Raw genomic sequence first — 18,471 nt, 5'->3', positions numbered from 1 at the left:
TGATAATGACAGAGAGCATAACCGAATAAAATCGTATTTATGCTTTAGTATTGTTATCTTTGTTTAATTCTCCATTCCACTCACCCTTCAAAACAAAAACAATTAAATAATATATGGCTAAATCTCAGGCAACATACAGTAAAAAAGAGAACGAAAAAAAACGATTAAAAAAGAAAAACGACAAACAAGAGAAAAAAGAAGAACGCCAGGCAAATGCTAAAAAAGGCTTATCTCTTGAAGACATGATGGCTTACGTTGACGAAAACGGAAACATCTCCTCTACTCCACCAGATCCGAAGAAAAAGAAAGTGATCAACACTGAAGATATTCAGATCGGTATTTCAAGACAAGAAGACATCATCGACGAAAATCCTGTAAAAAAAGGAACAGTTACTTTCTTTAACGACAGTAAAGGTTACGGTTTTATTAAAAACACCGAAACTCAGGATAGTATTTTCGTTCATGCAAACGGTTTAATCACCCAGATTAAAGAAGGTGATAAAGTTACGTTTGAAGTAGAAATGGGCCAAAAAGGACCAACTGCTGTTAAAGTATCAAAGGTATAATACCTTGATTCAAATTCTTTTTGCAGTTCTCTAACTGCAAAACATGATTAAAATTCTGCAGAAAACTCTGCTGCGCCAGGTTTTATAACCCTATATAATTCCGACTATTTAAGCATAAAACCTAGCGCATAATTTTACTCTCTTTCTATTACTTTAGAAAATCAGGTTTCTATTGGCATTGGCTATTCAATCCCGCCATAGCTATTAGCCCTCATTTTGATGCGTTGCCATTCCGGGCTATCCGCTTTGTCGGGTTTATGTAGCTAGCGCAACCACTTTTTTTAATAGACAAATGCCTAAAGGAATATTTGCGCCATAAAAGAATAATATTTTTAAGGTTAAAATTTATTCCCAAAGCCATTAATTAGGCTGAATCGGTTTTTTTAAAGATTCGCATAATCCTTTGTTAATAAACCCGATAACAACGGCAGCTCCTGATTTTTTCTTCGGGGCTAGAGTATATAGCGGCGCAATTTTGACACAACTACTGGCATACATTTCCCTAAAAGATAAAAAAATAATAATCTCGGTGTGGAATTTGTGTACGCTTCACATCATTACAGTACACACAAAGAAAAATAGATATGAAAAAGTTAATAGCATTTGCACTGGTTGCATTTTTAGGTTTATCATCAGCGATGGCTCAACAAGTAGATTTACGCAGAAAAATTAGCGTAAGCGGAACAGCTGAAACAGAAGTTACCCCAGATATTATTTACATCAGTATTTCCTTAAAAGAATATTTAAACGGAAAGAAAAAGGTAGACATTACAGAATTAGAGAAACAATTGTTTGCAGCAGTACAAAAAGCGGGCATTGCAAAAGAAAACTTAACCATTAGCAATTTAAGCAGCTGGAACTACGCTACTGAGAAAAAGAAAAATCCTGATTTTTTAGCAAGCAAACAGTACCGTTTAAAAGTTAGCGATTTAAACAAATTCAATTCAATTTTAGAATCAATAGATGCCAAAGGAATTGCAAACACCAATATCGAAAGCTACGATTACTCTAAAATTGAAACGTTAAAAAAAGAGCTTAAAGTTAAGGCACTTTTATCAGCAAAAGAGAAAGCTGCTTACATGGTAGAAGCTTTAGGCGATAAATTAGGTGGTGTAATTGAAATACAGGATGGTGGAGACAATGTGATACAACCTGTTTACAGAAATTTTGCAATGAAAGCTGAAATGGCCGATGCAGCAGAAGCACCAGAAATCGATTTCAAAAAAATAAAGCTGAATTTTACAGTAAATGCCATTTTCGAGATCAAATAACAATTTTAACAGTTAAATTAATGCTTTTTTAAAACCTACCGGAACATTTTGGTAGGTTTTTTGTTAGGTAGAGGTTGAACACTAAAAAATTAGATATTATGAAAAAATTCATCTACACGTTAGCCTTGATTTTCGCTTTGGGAATTAGTTTTAATTCAGTTCAGGCGGCTGATAAACCTGCAAAAAACCCAACAGAATTAACTGCAGAACAAGCTGTAAAACTTGAAAAAATTAAAACCCGTGTTGAAGAAATCAGAGACATGGACAAATCGAACTTAACTAAAGCAGAACGTAAAGCATTACGTAGCGAGTTAAGAGAATTAAAAGGCCAGGCCCGTGCAGTTTCTGGAGGTGTTTACCTTTCAGTTGGTGCAATTATCATCATCATTTTATTATTGATCTTGATTTTATAATCAATACACAACACTCATCTATCTATAAAAAACAAAAAAGCTTTGCACTACTGCAAAGCTTTTTTTTATGAGGAATATCGTCGTTGCTGTAATGATTTATCAATTAATCAATAATATCAAAACCTGTATATTTTACTAAAGCTTCAGGAATTTTAATACCATACTTCTGTTTGATAATTTTCTAAAATTGAAGCTACAATACGCGGTAAGGCCAACGCACTTCCATTTAATGAATGTGCAAGCTGTGCTTTTCCTTTTTTTCCTTTAAAACGCAATTTTAAACGGTTACTCTGGTAAGTTTCGAAATTAGATACAGAAGAAACTTCCAACCAACGCTCTTGCGCTGCGCTCCAAACCTCCATATCATAGGTCATGGCAGAAGTAAAGCCCATATCGCCACCGCATAAACGCAGCACACGGTAATGTAAACCAAGTTCTTTCAGTAAAGACTGAACATACAGACTCATATCTTCTAAAGTTTCATAAGATTTATCCGGGTGGGTAATTTGAACCACTTCAACCTTATCAAACTGGTGTAATCTATTTAAACCACGCACATGCGCCCCATATGAACCTGCTTCTCTACGGAAACAAGGCGTATATGCGGTATTTTTAATCGGCAAATCCTCTTCCTTTACAATTACATCACGGTACAAATTGGTAACAGGAACTTCGGCTGTTGGAATTAAATATAAATCATCAACAGTTGAGTGGTACATCTGTCCCTCTTTATCTGGCAACTGGCCCATTTCCAAAGCCCGAAGCTGCATTAACCAAATGAGGTACCTGCATTTCTTTATAACCTGCAGCCGTAGCATGATCCAGGAAAAAATTGATTAATGCACGTTGTAACCGTGCTCCTTTCCCTTTATAAAACCGGAAAACCTGCACCCGTGATTTTTACACCCAGTTCGAAATCAATAATATCGTACTTAGCTGCCAGTTCCCAATGTGGCAAAGCTTTGGTAGGCAATTGTGCGGGTTCACCATGGGTTAAAACAATTTCATTATCCTCGGCAGTAGAACCTTGTTTTACCAAATGATAAGGTAAATTAGGTAACTGAACAATTAAATTATGTTGGGCAGTTTCCAACTCGGTAAGTTTATCGCCAAGGTTTTTAATGCTTTCTTTATGAGAAGCAGTTTGTGCCTTAATCGCTTCAGCTTCTTCTTTTTTACCTGTGCGCATTAAATCGCCAATCTGTTTGGCAGCTGCATTAGCCTCAGCAGAAATATTATCAAGCGAAGTTTGTGTAGAACGGCGGTCTTCATCAATTTTAATGATTTCATCTACCAGTTCTGGCTGTTTAAAATTACGGATACTTAAACGTTCTAAAACTTTCTCTCTATTTTCGCGGATATAGTTAACTTGCAGCATTATTTAATTTTTTAAGCAAAGATAGCAAGAGTTTGGAGTTTGGGGTAAGGAGTTTGGAAAAAACTGCAAACCATTAACTGTAAACTGCAAACTGAAATATGGATGGCAAACTATTTCTCGTACCAACGCCAATAGGCAATTTGGAGGATATGACCTTTAGGGCAATCCGTATATTAAAAGAATGTGATTTAATACTGGCTGAAGACACCCGTACCAGTGCGCCAATGCTTAAACATTTTGGTATTGATAAGAGAGTTTTCTCACATCATCAGCATAATGAGCATAAAGCAACTTCCGAAATCATTAAGTTTTTAAATGAAGGGCAAAAAATTGCCTTGATTTCTGATGCCGGAACACCTGCCATTTCTGATCCGAGTTTTTTCCTGGTACGCGAAGCTATAAAAAATGATATTGCTGTAGAGTGCCTGCCAGGTGCAACGGCTTTTGTGCCTGCTTTGGTTAATTCGGGCTTACCTGCTGATGCATTTTGTTTTGAAGGATTTTTACCTGTTAAGAAAGGAAGACAAACAAAATTTAAAAAACTGGCAGAAGAAGACCGTACCATTATACTTTACGAAAGTCCGCACCGCTTATTAAAAACTTTAGAAGAGTTTGCCCAATATTTGGGGGCAGATCGGCAGGCATCAGTAAGCAGGGAACTGACCAAGATGTTCGAGGAAACCGTTCGCGGTACTTTGGTAGAAATAAAATCACATTTCGAAAACAATACTTTAAAAGGAGAATTTGTAATTTGCATAGCGGGGAAACCCAATATTAAAAGCAAAAACAAATATGATGATGCTGAAGAATAGCATTTAAACGTAACCACACAACAATTTTAAAAACATTATGATTAGCATAGATAGATTTCTGAGTGACGAACAAGACCCAAAAGCGGTTGAAAAAGTTATTGGAAAATTAAACGACCTTTTAACCACAGGCGAAGAACTTTTATATTTGGCCGTACAAAAAAAACCTGCGGTAAATTTGTTGCCAGATAGCATTGCGATTTCGAATAAACGCATTTTTTACTGCGAACCTGGCAATTTAGGTTTGACCATGAACTTTAAAGATATTTCGTGGAAAAGCATTAAAGAAGTATCATTTAAGGAAGAATTTTTTGGTTCTAAATTTATCTGTGTGCCACAACATGGCGAAAATATTGTAACCGAATTTATCCCAAAAGTACAGGCCCGCAAATTGCATCAGGCCGCAAATCAGCAATTGGAAGAATATAAAGAATTGCTCCGTCAACAAAAACTGGAAGAAAACCGTGCAACTTCTTCCCCGATTAATTTAAATGCGCAACCCATTGCCGAAATTCCTGCTTATGAGCCCACTCCTGAGCCAGAACAACCAGTGATTCAGATTGCTGAAGTTGTAGAAGAGCCTGAAGATGAAACCACATTAAAATTACGTAAGCTTAAAACGTTGTACGATAAACACCTGATTACCCAGGAAGAATACGAAGCTAAAAAGGCCAATATTTTAGATAGTTTGTAAACCAAATCCGTTATCCTGAATTTGTTTTAGATCTTAATAAGAGTTTATTTAAAAGATGCTGAAATAAATTCAGCATGACAGGGCGTAAAACGGCGAAAAATAGCAAAAATGAACAAAAAACAAACTTACCTCCTCGCCCTCTTAAGTGCATTTTTACTTTGGCTCGCCTGGCCACCAATGCCATTTACCACACCCTTGCTGTTAATCGGTTTGGTACCATTATTTATTGCGCTAACTTCTATTTCGGGCAATCCGGAAAAAAAACAGGGAAAAAGGATTTTCTTAACAGCTGGCTTAACTTTTTTAGTTTGGAATACAGCATCAACTTACTGGGTTTATAATGCCATAAGTGCCTATAACGGACCTTTGGTAGCCATACCGGTTTCTTTAATTCCTTATGGTTTAGGTGCACTTTTAATGACTTTTGCTTTTTGGTTATATTACCGATTGGGCAAATACGTAAATAAAAAAATCGCTTACCTCGGTTTAATTGCCTTTTACATTGGTTTAGAATACCTTCAACAAACCTGGGATCTGGCTTTCCCCTGGATGACTCTAGGAAATGGCCTGGCGGGCATGCATCAGCTTGCCCAATGGTATGATTATACTGGCATTTATGGTGGTTCGTTATGGATTTTAGTGAGTAATATCCTGGCTTTTGAAGCTTATAAGAATTTTAAATCACAAAACGGTTATTTAAGGTTTAGAACCACAGAATTTGGGTTTCAGTAGTAATTATTCCCATCAGCATTTCATTAGCCAAATACTTTACGGCAGAACAAAAAGGGACGCCAAGTAATGTAGTAGTGGTGCAACCGAATATTGATCCTTATCAAAAGCTAGAGAATATTCCTCCTTTGGAGCAGGTTAAAATATTAACACAATTATCCGATTCGATCGGGCAAACCAACACCGAATATTTTATCTGGCCAGAAACGGCTATACCAAGTTACGACAATGAAGACCGGATCCGTGAAACTACAACTTTTGGTACCTTACAAAACTTCATTGGTAAATATAAAAACGGGACATTAATAACCGGGATAGAAAGCATTAAAATCTATCCGGATAAAAAAACACTTTCTGCGCGATACGATTCGCAGGCGAACCTTTACGTTGATCATTTCAATACGGCCATGCAGATTGAAAATTCTGCTGATGTTCAGTTTTACCATAAATCCAAGTTGGTACCTGGTGTAGAAAAAATGCCTTTCCCGAAAGTATTTTCATTTTTAGATGTTGTTTTTGCACAATTGGGCGGTGCTGTTGATGGGTGGGGATGGCAGGAAAAACCGGATGTGCTTTACGCACAAAGTGGAATTGGGGTTGCGCCGGTAATTTGCTATGAAAGCCTATGGGGTGATTGGATCGGACAATCGGTTAAAGATGGTGCCCAATTTATTGCAGTGATAACCAACGATGCCTGGTGGGGAAATACCTCGGGCAAAGATCAGCACATGATGTACGCCAAACTCGAGAGCCATAGAAACCCATCGCGATGTGGCCCGTTCTGCAAACACCGGAATTTCCTGTTTCATTAATCAACGTGGTGATATTACGCAGCGTACCAAATGGTGGACAAGAACGGCTATCAAAGGCAACGTGAACCTTAATGACGACATCACCTTTTATGTAAAAAGTGGCGATATCATTGCAAAAATATTTAGCGTTTTAGCCGTGATCTTAGCCTTGATTATTCCTTATAAAAAATGGGTAAAAAAATAACCCTTCAATAAACTTCAATTATAAAAACATGCAACATTTTAAAAGCCTTCGGTGGTCTGTTTTATTATTACTGCTAACGCTAAATTTTGGTTGCGATCAGATTTCAAAGAATATTGTACGAACCGAGATTTCAGATTATGAACACATCAGTATCATTAAAGACCGTTTTACACTCACAAAAGTAGAAAATAGTGGTGCTTTTTTAAGTTTAGGCGACAACATGCCTTACATCTTCAGAATTATAATATTAACAGGTTTACCATTGCTATTTTTAGCTTACGGATTGTATTTTTTATTCGCTAAACCAAACCTTCCTGCAAGTATGCAAATTGCGATCTGCTTTTTAATTGGTGGTGGTATCGGAAATCTTTACGATCGGATTGTACATGGCTCAGTTACGGATTTTATGCACCTGGATTTATACCTTTTTCAAACAGGCGTGTTCAATTTTGCCGATATTTCGATCATGATCGGTGTAGGTATACTACTTTTTCAATCTTTTAGAAGTAAAATGGTTAAAGAAGAGCCAACAGAAGCAGAGACTGAGTAATAGCATCATTTCTTAACAAAGAATTGCTACCATTAAACAAACATATTTTTATCTTTAGGTGTTAAACAATCTAAAAATAAAATCCCATCATGAAAAGAAATGCAACAGCCGTATGGCAAGGTTCTATTAAAGAAGGTAATGGCAATATTACTACCCAAAGCACTACATTAAACAACACACAATATTCTTTTAATTCTCGTTTTGCAGAGGGTGTTGGCACCAATCCTGAAGAATTAATTGCTGCTGCACATGCAGGCTGTTTTACGATGAAATTATCTGCAAACTTAACCGAAGCAGGATTTACAGCTGATAAATTAGAAACAAAATGCGAAATCAACCTTGATCCATCAAAAGGTGAAATTGTAGAATCTCATTTAACTTTAACGGCTTCTGTACCTAATCTTACACAAGAAAAATTTGATGAACTGGTTGCTGATGCAGAAAAAAACTGCCCGATCTCTAAATTATTAAATACAACGATTACTGTTGATGCTACTTTAGCATAAATAAATTTTAAACCTCGCAGGTTTTGAAAAACATGCGAGGTTTATCATTATGAAAAAATAATATAAGCTGACGATTTTCTTCACACAGTTTCCCGGTTTTCAGTTTACAGCTTAATCAAACCTAATAATTAGGCCGTTAAATAACTTAAGCCATATATTTACCTACTATTGGCATTCTTCTGCCCATACCAAATGCTTTTGGCGATACCCTTAAAATTGGTGGCGTTTGATAACGTTTAAATTCAGCGATATTGACCATCTTTAAAATGCGCTTAACTAATTCTGCATCATAACCCTGGGCTATAATGGCTTTCGAGCCTTGCTTTTTTTCGATATGCTGGTACAATATTTTATCTAAAATTTCATACTCAGGAAGTGAATCAGAGTCTTTTTGATCAGGTCTTAACTCCGCTGATGGCGGTTTAACAATCGTATTAACCGGAATAATTTCTCTTTCTTTATTGATGTATTTTGCCAACTCAAAAACCTGCATTTTATATACATCGCCAATTACCCCTATCGCACCACACATATCGCCATATAAAGTACCATAACCTACCGCACACTCGCTTTTATTGGAGGTATTTAATAAAATATAACCAAATTTGTTGCTCATGGCCATATTAATAATTCCCCGGATACGGGCCTGGATGTTTTCTTCTGTAAGGTTAAAAGGCATGCCTTTAAAAGCTGGTGCCAATATCTGATCAAAAGCTTCAGCTGCATCTTTAATCGGCACAATTTCGTGCATGCAACCAATATTATTTACCAGATCCAGGGCATCTTGTACAGAGTGGTCAGAAGAATATTTTGATGGCATTAAAACCGTCATCACATTCTCAGGCCCTAATGCCCTGCAAGCTAATGCACAAACCACAGCCGAATCTATCCCGCCAGAAAGACCCAAAACGGCTTTACTGAAACTAGATTTCTTAAAATAATCGCTGATTCCTAAAATCAGCGCATCATGAATCTGCTCAATATCCGTCATTCTTTCCAGTTGAGGATATTTGTTTCGTACATTTTCAACTTCTTCCAAATCAAAAACCTGAAGATCTTCTTCAAAATATTTCATCTCGGCTTTCATTGTTCCATCTGCATCAAAAACCATCGATCCACCGTCGAAAATAATTTCAGTTTGTGCGCCAACCTGGTTTACATAAAATACCGGAAGTTTATACTTTTTCGCATTATCCGCCAATACCTGTATCCGTTCATCATCGTGTGTATAAGAAAAAGGCGATGCTGCAATATTGATCATCACATCAGGCTGCTCTTTAATCAGCTCATCCATCGGATTGGATACATACAATGGGTTATCATTTATATTCCATAAGTCTTCACAAATGGTTAGCGCAATCTTTTTCCCTTTAAAATCAATACAGCTAAATTGGGTGGCGGGCTCGAAATAACGGTATTCATCAAAAACATCGTAAGTTGGTAAAAGTGCCTTTCTAACCACCGCTTTAATCTTTCCTGCCTCAATAAAATAGGCCGCATTAAACAAATCCTTACCTTGTAATACCTCGTTTTTAATCGGCAAACCAACAATGCAGGCAATATCGGTGCAATGTTTGGCTATTTCCTCCACAGCGGTTTCGCAATGTATTATAAACTCATCAAATTCTAAAAAATCTCTTGGTGGGTACCCACAGATAGCCAGCTCAGCAAAAACAACAAGATCAGCACCTTTATTTTTCGCCAATTGGATATTTTCAGTTATTTTTTGGGTATTATGCTCAAAGTTTCCGATGTGATAATTGAGTTGTGCCAGTGCTATTTTCATTTTGCTTATCTAGTTTTTGTTATAAAGGGATTGTATCAGGCGGCATATGTGTTTCCTCCGATTAGAAGAAAACACCGAAATTAAGTGCCAGGTAGTGATTTTTAACATTCCTGCCTTTATCCGATACAATATTAGTAAAGCCGTTATTAAAAGTTAAACCAGCTACAATACTGGTATTGCCAGAAATATCAAATTCACCACCACCACCAATAATTAATCCGGCGCGATAAAGTTTGATATTATCTGATACATTTTGATTATCGCCAACAGTAGTACCGCCGGTTACAGCATCTTGTTTAGCACTGATATTAATAGAATTAGACAAACCAAACTGACCGTACCAACGCTTACCATCGGCCTTTACCGTTTTTAATTTAACAGTTAAGGGTAGATCTACATATTGTAATTTATACTTTAAATCGTAAGCTTTAGGGGCAGTACTGGTACCGCCTGCATAATATGGCAAAACATTAGCCTCCGTGCTTTTACCGTTAATTGAAGTAATGGTTAACGCAGTAGAAAAACTATAATTTGGTGCAAAGTTAAAATCGCCGATCAATCCATAAGAAAAACCCAATGCTAAACCGTCGGTTTTTCCTTGTTCAGGTTTAATCCATCCAAAAATTGGCGTAGCGGTTAAGCCCAACCTAAAACCATAGCTGGTTAAAGGAGAATTTTGCGCCCAGGCACCAATAGTTAATAGAGATAAAATTAAAATGGTCGATATTCTTTTCATGCTATAGCTGATTATATATATTTGTTCTACATGATGTATAACGTAAAACACTGGCAAATTTATCTAATTTTTCTTTTTGCCATCGCATTTATTTCCTGCAAGCAAAACAACAGGCCAGATGTTAGTAATATACAGGTAAATATCAAAATAGAACGATTTGATAACGAGCTATTTACAGGCAAAAACAAAAATATTATTGATGTAGATAAGCAGTTGAACATGAAATATGGTGTATTTTATGACGACTTTATTCATAGAATCCTCGATAGCAAATATTCAAATACCGAATCGTTGGCCAATTTGTACCACGATCAGGCCTATACGGATTTAAGCAAAGAAGTTGACAGCGTTTTTCCAAATTTAAAGGCTCAAGAAGAAGGACTAAATGAAACTTTTAAATACATCAAATATTACTATCCAAAAGCAAAAATTCCTAGGTTTATTTCCTTTGCATCGGGTTTTGCTTATCAGATGCCTGTGGGCGATAATTACCTGGGTATCGGTTTAGATATGTTTCTTGGCAAAGACAGCAAATTTTACAGGGCCATTGTGCAAAGTGTTCCATTATACCTTTCAAAGAGATTTGCTCCCGAATATATTGTACCACGCGTGGCAGAAACCTTTGCACACGAAGAACTTTTTGCCGAACCTGATGAAAACAGGACCCTGCTTTCTAAAATGATTTTTCAGGGAAAGATTTTGTACTTTTTAGACCAGGTTTTACCTGAAAACACGAGCGACTCTACAAAAATTGGATACACTCAGCAACAATTGGATTGGGCACAAAATTTTGAGGGGGATATTTGGGCATATTTTTTGGAGAACAATTATTTATATGAAACGGATTACCAGAAGATTCAGGTATTCTTATCAGAAGGTCCATTTACTCCAGGTTTAGGAGAGAATAGAGATTCGGCACCAAAATTGGGTGTTTGGACGGGTTGGCAAATTGTTAGAAAATATATGAAAGCACACCCTGAAGTTACTTTACAAAAATTAATGGCCGATCAGGATGCACAAAAAATTTTAACACAATCGAAATACAAACCTAAACAACAGAAGTAACTGCATTTTTTAATAGTTCATTTATGTACGCAGGTTAAATACAATTACACAATCAAGCAGTTTTAAACAATTATCCCAAAGTAAATCTATGAAAGTTGGCATTGTATTATCAGGCGGAGGCATAAGGGGAATAGCGCATTTAGGTGTTTTAAAAGCTTTTAGCAATTTAGGCATTACCTTTAGTCACATTAGCGGAACCAGTGCTGGAGCAATTGCCGGAGCTTTTTTTGCTGCAGGAATAGATCCGGAAGAAGGTTTGAGCATTTTCTTAAAAACAAAATTATGGCGTTTTGTTAGACCTGCAGTAGGCTCTTTGGGTTTGATTAACATTGAAAATACCTCATTAATTTTAAAAGAATACTTTCCCGACAATACAATTGAAAAGTTAAAAATACCTTTAACCATTGCGGCAGTAAACTTTAGCGAAGGCCGATTGGTTTATTTTACCAAAGGCCCGTTAATTAGGGCTATTCATGCTTCGAGCTGCATCCCAGGTATATTTAAACCCATTATGATTGATGGTCAGATGTATGTAGACGGCGGCATTTTAAATAATTTTCCTGTAGAACCTTTAATGGAAGATTGCGATTTCATTATTGGATCATCGTGTAATCACCTCAAACCTGTTGATAAAATTACCGGAATAACCAATTTAATGGGTCGCGCCGGTATCATGTCAATCAACCACGACATGGAAAGAAAAGCGAAATTTTGCAATGTTTTAATTGAACCAAAAGGTTTGGGCGCCATTAGTACCTTCGATATGAAACGTGCTGAAGATATTTATTGGCTAGCCCATGAAGAAGCTTTAATTACAATCAAAAGCAGCCCGGTTATCTCCGATTTAATAACTAAATAAACATTCAGATATTTATTTCATTATCGGATGAAATATAGTATTTATAATACACATATATTTATATTTGTTACAAATTTATAAAGTGTATAATATACACTTATGCAATAAAAATATTACAATTCTCTTGGTGTTGATGTAATATTATTCTATTTTAGGATTATACTTTGCAAATGCAGAGCCAATCATCCTAAATTCTATCTATGTTTTTCAACCTTATTATTCTTTTCCAAAAAAGAAGAATTCCTGTTTTTACGATTTTCTAACTTGAGTTTCAGACCGAAAAAGATCATTAATTTTTACCTAAAAACCTAAACCATGAAATTCTTAAAATCAAACAAAACGCTTTTAACTGCATTAGCGTTAACCACAGTATTATTTGCCTGTAAAAAAGAGAAACCAACAGAAATAACAAACTTAGATAAACCAGAAATAACAGCTGTTAATCCACTTGGTGATATCAAAATCTGTACAGAAAGATCTTTGGATGGTACTACTCCAAGGGGTGCTGTTTTAAAATCTACAAAATGGGCACCAGGAACCACAATTAAAGTAAGTTTAAACGGAAGCACAGCGGCAATCCGTGCCAAAGTAATTCAGTTTGCAAAACAGTGGGAAACTTATGCCAATATAAAATTCAACTTTGTAACCAATGATAACACTGCCAAAATTAGGGTAAGTTTTGTTAGTGGTGATGGATCTTGGTCTTACATCGGTAAATCGACTCCAAGCACCGGTGCCACCATGAATTACGGTTGGTTAACCGCAACAACAGCAGATTCGGAGTATAGCCGTGTGGTAATTCACGAATTTGGCCATGCTTTAGGCTTAATCCATGAGCACCAACACCCATTGGTAGCCATCCCTTGGGATAAACCAGCAGTTTACGCTTATTATGCTGCCGCACCGAATTATTGGAGCCAGGCTGATGTTGATAACAACCTATTTGCCAAATACAGCACAACACAAACCAACTATAGTGCTTACGACAAAAGTTCGATTATGCATTACTCGGTTCCAAACGAATTAACCATTGGTGATTTCGAAGTGGGATGGAATACCGTATTATCACCAACTGATAAGTCATTTATCGCTACAGTATATCCATTTTAAAAAATAATTAATACACATAGTGGTTTAAATCACCACTATGTGTATTTTGCTTGTATAAACTGAAAAAAATATGTCTATCGCTTTGCGAAACTTTTCTTTAAAACCATTTTTTGCCTGCTTAATTCTTATCCTCTCTTACCAGGTTTCGTTTGCACAAGATGTGTTGCATAAATGGGAAGTAAAGCCATATGTTGGCATAGAACAGGCCAGGTTCGATTGGTCTATTGCAGGAAATACTGCCGGAACCAATCCGAATATATTGTCAGAGTTGATTTGGAAAAATCTTAAAGGACCAGGTTTTGGCTTAAATGTAAAATACCTCATCACCAATAGGCTAAGCGTTAAGGTAAACAACCAGTATAGTAATATTACCAAAGGTGATGCAGAAGATACCGACTATGCAGATGATAACAGGCAAAATGCATTTTATTTCGACCTGCTAAATGCTAATAAAGGATACTTGTACAATGCTGATTTACAATTTAGCTACCAGCTTTTAACATTTGGGCAATTTAACATTAAACCGATTATTGGTGTATCGTACAATCAGCAAAAATTTTATCTTTTGGAAAGCGCAAACAATCCAGACAGCAAAGGTTTAAATTCTACTTATCAGGCACGATATAAAGGTTTTGATTTTGGCTCTGAATTTATTTTTAAAACACAAAAATTCAGTATCGGTGCAACAATTTTAGCTGGATTTTACAATTATTCGGCAAAAGCCAACTGGAATTTAATTCCTGACTTTGCAAAACCAATAAGCTTTACGCATAAGGCAAATTCCTTCGCACTAGGTGGAAATGTAAATCTTTCTGTCCCTCTGAACAAAAGTTTAGGTTTGCAGCTCGACTATCAATTAAATAATATTAAAACTTATTCTGGCGTAGATAAAGCCTATTTTAATACGCAACCTACTGAAGAAACCCAATTTAACGGCGCAAATTTTAGAAAAAACGCGGTTTTGCTCGGCTTAAACTTTAGCTTTTAGCCCCATTTTGGTGCTTTTAATGCTTTAAGGCCACTAAACGTGCCCCATCTAAAACAGGTATTGCTTTGCAAAGATTTAACTGCAAACAGAAAACCACGTCTTCTTCAATATTCAATTGGGCTAAACGATGGCTATGCGAAGATTTATACAGGTATTTTCGTAAATCTATTTTTGCCAGTGAATATAAATCTTCAGCAGCTACACTAGAATCATCGAAATGTTCAAAATTCTGTCGCAGTTTACTCACTACCGCTCCGGCAAAAAGAGTATCTTCTAAATTAAACTGATCTTTCCATCCGGCACACAGTAAAAGCACATTTTTATCCTGAATTTTCAGGTAATCGCAAAGTGCATCAAGATTTAAGAATGAGCCAATAATTACCTGGTAAGCTCTTTTCTGTGCCAGATGCAACGCTTTTGTACCATTTGTAGTTGTTAAAACAACAGTTTTTCCGCCTACTTTTTCTTTGGTGTATGAAAAAGGTGAGTTTCCGAAATCGTACCCTTCTACTACTTCACCATTTCGTTCTGCAGCCAATAAAAACCCACTGTCGCTATACGTTAAGCAATCTTCCACGTTGGCAACAGGAATAATGGCCTCAGCTCCGTTATCTATTCCATAAGTGATGGATGATGTAGCCCTTAAAATATCGATAACCACCACAATACTTTCCTCGATATCATATAAATCGATCAAGGCTGGTGTTAAACAAACTTCTATTTTTTTTGACATTTAGTGAGATATGAGGTGTGAGATATGGGATATGAGATTTTAGCGGTCAAACCGTCTCAAATCTCATATCTATTGTCTCAAATCTTATTTATAAAAAGGAAACTTAACTACTTTAGCCTTAATTGGCGTATTACGGATTAAAATAAAAACTTCAGTTCCTTCTTTAGTAAATTCTTTAGCGATATAACCCATACCTATTGCTTTTTGCAATGAAGGGGCCTGCGTACCTGAAGTTACTTTACCAATAATATTTCCTTCAGCATCAGCAATTTGATAATCATGACGTGGAATACCTCGATCGATCATTTCAAAGCCAACTAATTTCTTTTGAATACCCGCTTCTTTTTGTGCCAGTAACGCCTCAGAATTGGTAAAGGTTTTAGAAAATTTGGTAATCCAGCCTAAACCTGCTTCAATTGGCGAAGTGGTATCATCAATATCATTTCCGTATAAACAGAAACCCATTTCTAAACGTAAGGTATCTCGGGCACCTAAACCGATTGGCTGAATATTGTATGGTGCACCAGCTTTAAAGATGGCATCCCAGATTTGATCAGCATATTCATTTTCAAAATAAATCTCGAAACCACCAGCTCCAGTATAACCTGTTGCAGAAATCACCACGTTATCTATACCAGCAAAAGTACCTTTTACGAAAGTGTAATATTCCATTGAAGCCAGATTTACATCAGTTAAGCTTTGTAAGGCATCTGCAGCTTTCGGCCCCTGAATAGCCAAAAGGGAGGTTTGATCGGAAATATTATGCATTTCTACACCTTTCGAATTAAACTGTTGAATCCAATTCCAATCTTTTTCGATGTTTGAGGCATTCACCACCAACATATAAGTTTTATCGTCTATTTTATAAACCAGAAGATCATCTACAATACCGCCATCTTTATTTGGTAGGCAGGAGTATTGAACCTTGCCATTATATAATTTAGAAGCATCATTACTGGTTACACGTTGAATAAGATCCAGTGCATTTTCACCTTTAAGGATAAATTCGCCCATGTGGCTTACATCAAAAACACCTACACCATTACGAACAGTTGCATGCTCGGCATTAATACCTTCGTAAGTAACAGGCATATTGTAACCTGCAAATGGAACCATTTTAGCGCCTAAAGCGATGTGTTTTTCTGTTAATGCGGTGTTTTTCATCCGTAAGTTTATTTTTTTATGATAATGAAGCTATTTGATGTATTTTATTTAACGCATTAGGCTTTGAATAAAGGTTTTCCAGCCTAATCTTTCTGGGTGGCAAAACTACTAAGAAAAAGACAAAATTTTGAGGTTAATTTTAAGGAGTTTATTAGCAGAATTCTTCTCGTAATCGTTATGCTCAACCTATTTCAGCATCTATTTACGAAATTTCCAGAGTAGACAACTTTTCTTTCTAAATGCATAGAAAAGTTGTAAACTCTTGTTATTGCTACGCGTTCACCAATTCTTCGTAAATCTTCAGCATTTTGCTAGAGATTAAATGAACACCGTGGTCATTTTCTACCGTTTTGCGTGCATTTTCACCAATTTCCATCCAGCGTTTTGGATTGATGATACACTGTAATATTGACCGGTAAAATTCATCTGCAGAATCTGCAATCAAAATATCATGACCGTGCCTGCAATTAATACCCTCTGCCGCTGTAGTGGTAGCAATAATGCATTTTTTCATGGCCATACCTTCAATAATCTTTACCCGCATGCCGGTTCCTGAAATTAAAGGGACAATCATTATGGCTTTAGAGTTCATAAATTCTACGGCATCAAACACCTCTCCTTCTACAATAAGGTTTTCGGAATCGTATTCGAAGAAATGTTTTTGCATGTTTTTCCCTGCAATATAAAAGCGGAGATCTTTATTTAATTTCTCAATATCGGGCCATATATCATCCAAAAACCATTCTAATCCTTCCTGATTCGGACGCCAATCCATAGCCCCCAGATGAAAAAGTGTTGGAAAACTTGTTTTACTTTTATCTACTTTGTATTTTTCTAAATCGATGGCAACAGGAAAAACTGTCATGGGCACTTCGCAGCCAAACATCAGTATACTTTGGCGGTCGGGCTCAGAAATGGCAAAAATTTGGTGAAAACGGTTAATTTGATCAGTTTCATAAGCTTTTAACCTTTGTGCCAAAAAGGCGAGGTACTTTCGGCGTATTAGAAACTTTTCTGAATGTGAAAGTCGCTCCCAAAGTGTAAATTCGATATTATGCGCACGGTAAATTAACTTCGCATTGCTATTTGCTTTTACTACATCTAAATAGGGAACAACAAAAAGGCCTTCAAACTGGATAATATCAAATGCATTTTCGCGCAGGAGATTTTCTAACTGACGGGCGGCATCTTCGCTGTAATACCTGGAAACATTATAAGATTCGTTAGTGAAAATATTAAAAAATGCCGACCATACGTTTACTTCGGTATCTAAATCGTAGGTATGGTATTTAATCTGTTCAAAAATAGGATCATAGATATCTTCCATATCTATTTTTCCTTTTTGTTGGGTTAAGGCTAAACAAAGTAATATCTGCACCAAGTTGCAGCAAGCCTTTTATGGTATTGTAAACCACAATGGGATAACCACTATTTGGCGGAAAGGGAACCCGCTTAGTAATCAACAGAATTTTCACAATGTTGTGAAAATACGAAAATTTAGGCGTTTTTTGAAAACAGTTCCAATTGAGGATCGCTCACGTTAAAAGTTTTGCGGTGAAAAGGCGATAAGCCGATTTCTATCACGGCTCTGCGGTGTGCTATTGTTGGGTATCCTTTATTCTGCTGCCAATTGTAATGGGGATAATCAATATGCAGATTAGTCATATATTCATCCCTGTGTGTTTTGGCCAATATAGATGCCGCGGCGATATTTAAATATTTGCCATCGCCCTTAACAATACAGCTATGTGGAATTTGGGGATAGGTTTTAAAACGGTTGCCATCTATTACCAGGTATTTTGGTTGGGTATGCAATTTTTCTATCGCCCTGTGCATAGCCAGAAATGAAGCATTTAGAATATTAATCTGGTCAATTTCTTCGTGATCGCATGAGGCTACAGCCCAGGCCAGAGCTTCTTTTTCAATAATTGGCCGTAACAGGTCTCTCTCTTCATGAGATAACTGCTTCGAATCATTTAATCCTTCCAACACAAAGCCTTTTGGTAAAATAACCGCCGCGGCAAAAACAGGACCAGCGAGACAACCTCTTCCAGCTTCATCACACCCAGCCTCTAATAATTCTTCCTGATAGCAGTTTAACAACATATTGCAAATTTA

The 18,471-nt window shown here is 36.5% G+C and carries 20 protein-coding genes and 1 pseudogene; 14 read left to right on the top strand and 7 right to left on the bottom strand.

Annotated elements, in window-relative coordinates:
- The first annotated feature begins 113 nt into the window (after nucleotides 1-113).
- The 3 genes from AC0IWE_RS02555 (at nucleotide 114) to AC0IWE_RS02545 (ending at nucleotide 2,250) form a co-directional block, all read left to right on the top strand.
- The gene (locus AC0IWE_RS02555) at nucleotides 114-566 is read left to right on the top strand and encodes a cold-shock protein (protein ID WP_025142069.1); all 453 of its coding nucleotides are present in this window, start codon (nucleotides 114-116) and stop codon (nucleotides 564-566) included.
- 584 nt (nucleotides 567-1,150) lie between these two features.
- Nucleotides 1,151-1,837: an SIMPL domain-containing protein gene (locus tag AC0IWE_RS02550; RefSeq protein WP_471791784.1), complete on the top strand. Its 687-nt coding sequence runs from the start codon at nucleotides 1,151-1,153 to the stop codon at nucleotides 1,835-1,837.
- Between the two features lie 98 nt (nucleotides 1,838-1,935).
- On the top strand, nucleotides 1,936-2,250 hold the full coding sequence (locus AC0IWE_RS02545; RefSeq protein WP_055908547.1) for a hypothetical protein: 315 nt from the start codon (nucleotides 1,936-1,938) through the stop codon (nucleotides 2,248-2,250).
- Nucleotides 2,251-2,353: 103 nt separating this feature from the next.
- Here AC0IWE_RS02545 and serS read toward each other — a convergent pair.
- Nucleotides 2,354-3,628: pseudogene (gene serS / locus AC0IWE_RS02540) on the bottom strand (serine--tRNA ligase).
- A 98-nt stretch (nucleotides 3,629-3,726) separates the two neighbouring features.
- Here serS and rsmI point away from each other — a divergent pair.
- From rsmI to AC0IWE_RS02505, 7 genes are all read left to right on the top strand, one after another.
- Nucleotides 3,727-4,440 carry a 16S rRNA (cytidine(1402)-2'-O)-methyltransferase gene (gene rsmI, locus AC0IWE_RS02535; RefSeq protein ID WP_471791783.1) on the top strand — a complete coding sequence of 238 codons (714 nt, stop codon included), beginning with the start codon at nucleotides 3,727-3,729 and terminating at the stop codon, nucleotides 4,438-4,440.
- A gap of 37 nt (nucleotides 4,441-4,477) precedes the next feature.
- Nucleotides 4,478-5,131 carry a PH domain-containing protein gene (locus tag AC0IWE_RS02530; RefSeq protein ID WP_055908557.1) on the top strand — a complete coding sequence of 218 codons (654 nt, stop codon included), beginning with the start codon at nucleotides 4,478-4,480 and terminating at the stop codon, nucleotides 5,129-5,131.
- 108 nt (nucleotides 5,132-5,239) lie between these two features.
- Nucleotides 5,240-5,863 (top strand): hypothetical protein, encoded by a 624-nt coding sequence (locus AC0IWE_RS02525; protein WP_471791782.1) that lies wholly within the window; start codon nucleotides 5,240-5,242, stop codon nucleotides 5,861-5,863.
- A gap of 77 nt (nucleotides 5,864-5,940) precedes the next feature.
- A complete protein-coding gene (locus AC0IWE_RS02520) occupies nucleotides 5,941-6,672 on the top strand; it encodes a nitrilase-related carbon-nitrogen hydrolase (protein WP_471791781.1) in 732 nt (243 codons plus the stop codon).
- On the top strand, nucleotides 6,632-6,856 hold the full coding sequence (locus tag AC0IWE_RS02515; RefSeq protein WP_471791780.1) for a hypothetical protein: 225 nt from the start codon (nucleotides 6,632-6,634) through the stop codon (nucleotides 6,854-6,856). Before AC0IWE_RS02520 ends, AC0IWE_RS02515 begins: the two co-directional genes overlap by 41 nt.
- Nucleotides 6,857-6,884: 28 nt before the next feature.
- On the top strand, nucleotides 6,885-7,406 hold the full coding sequence (lspA, locus tag AC0IWE_RS02510; RefSeq protein ID WP_055908564.1) for a signal peptidase II: 522 nt from the start codon (nucleotides 6,885-6,887) through the stop codon (nucleotides 7,404-7,406).
- A gap of 89 nt (nucleotides 7,407-7,495) precedes the next feature.
- Entirely contained in the window at nucleotides 7,496-7,912 is a 417-nt protein-coding gene (locus AC0IWE_RS02505) for an OsmC family protein (protein WP_086548955.1), read from the top strand.
- Between the two features lie 145 nt (nucleotides 7,913-8,057).
- Here the strand turns inward: AC0IWE_RS02505 and AC0IWE_RS02500 are convergent, their stop codons facing one another.
- Nucleotides 8,058-9,698 (bottom strand): NAD+ synthase, encoded by a 1,641-nt coding sequence (locus tag AC0IWE_RS02500; RefSeq protein WP_471791779.1) that lies wholly within the window; start codon nucleotides 9,696-9,698, stop codon nucleotides 8,058-8,060.
- Nucleotides 9,699-9,759: 61 nt separating this feature from the next.
- Nucleotides 9,760-10,434 (bottom strand): porin family protein, encoded by a 675-nt coding sequence (locus AC0IWE_RS02495; protein ID WP_471791778.1) that lies wholly within the window; start codon nucleotides 10,432-10,434, stop codon nucleotides 9,760-9,762.
- 30 nt (nucleotides 10,435-10,464) lie between these two features.
- On the opposite strand from AC0IWE_RS02495, the gene gldB reads away from it, so the two are divergent.
- The 4 genes from gldB (at nucleotide 10,465) to AC0IWE_RS02475 (ending at nucleotide 14,456) form a co-directional block, all read left to right on the top strand.
- Nucleotides 10,465-11,499 (top strand): gliding motility lipoprotein GldB, encoded by a 1,035-nt coding sequence (gene gldB / locus AC0IWE_RS02490; protein ID WP_471791777.1) that lies wholly within the window; start codon nucleotides 10,465-10,467, stop codon nucleotides 11,497-11,499.
- A gap of 88 nt (nucleotides 11,500-11,587) precedes the next feature.
- Nucleotides 11,588-12,358 carry a patatin-like phospholipase family protein gene (locus AC0IWE_RS02485; RefSeq protein WP_471791776.1) on the top strand — a complete coding sequence of 257 codons (771 nt, stop codon included), beginning with the start codon at nucleotides 11,588-11,590 and terminating at the stop codon, nucleotides 12,356-12,358.
- A gap of 315 nt (nucleotides 12,359-12,673) precedes the next feature.
- Nucleotides 12,674-13,468, top strand: a complete 795-nt coding sequence (locus tag AC0IWE_RS02480) for a M12 family metallopeptidase (RefSeq protein WP_471791775.1) — start codon at nucleotides 12,674-12,676, stop codon at nucleotides 13,466-13,468.
- Between the two features lie 70 nt (nucleotides 13,469-13,538).
- Entirely contained in the window at nucleotides 13,539-14,456 is a 918-nt protein-coding gene (locus tag AC0IWE_RS02475; RefSeq protein ID WP_471791774.1) for a hypothetical protein, read from the top strand.
- Between the two features lie 16 nt (nucleotides 14,457-14,472).
- On the opposite strand, the gene AC0IWE_RS02470 is transcribed toward AC0IWE_RS02475, so the two are convergent.
- The 4 genes from AC0IWE_RS02470 to AC0IWE_RS02455 form a co-directional block, all read right to left on the bottom strand.
- Nucleotides 14,473-15,189, bottom strand: a complete 717-nt coding sequence (locus tag AC0IWE_RS02470) for a 2-phosphosulfolactate phosphatase (protein ID WP_471791773.1) — start codon at nucleotides 15,187-15,189, stop codon at nucleotides 14,473-14,475.
- Nucleotides 15,190-15,273: 84 nt separating this feature from the next.
- A complete protein-coding gene (gene gcvT / locus AC0IWE_RS02465; RefSeq protein WP_471791772.1) occupies nucleotides 15,274-16,353 on the bottom strand; it encodes a glycine cleavage system aminomethyltransferase GcvT in 1,080 nt (359 codons plus the stop codon).
- A gap of 271 nt (nucleotides 16,354-16,624) precedes the next feature.
- On the bottom strand, nucleotides 16,625-17,680 hold the full coding sequence (locus tag AC0IWE_RS02460) for a glycosyltransferase family 4 protein (protein WP_471791771.1): 1,056 nt from the start codon (nucleotides 17,678-17,680) through the stop codon (nucleotides 16,625-16,627).
- A gap of 170 nt (nucleotides 17,681-17,850) precedes the next feature.
- Nucleotides 17,851-18,459 carry a ribonuclease HII gene (locus AC0IWE_RS02455; protein ID WP_471791770.1) on the bottom strand — a complete coding sequence of 203 codons (609 nt, stop codon included), beginning with the start codon at nucleotides 18,457-18,459 and terminating at the stop codon, nucleotides 17,851-17,853.
- Nucleotides 18,460-18,471 lie beyond the last annotated feature (12 nt).

Source organism: Pedobacter sp. AC402 (genome assembly GCF_979252805.1).
The sequence above is the reverse complement of the archived record's forward strand: the minus strand, read 5'-3'. Positions and strand labels throughout refer to the sequence as shown.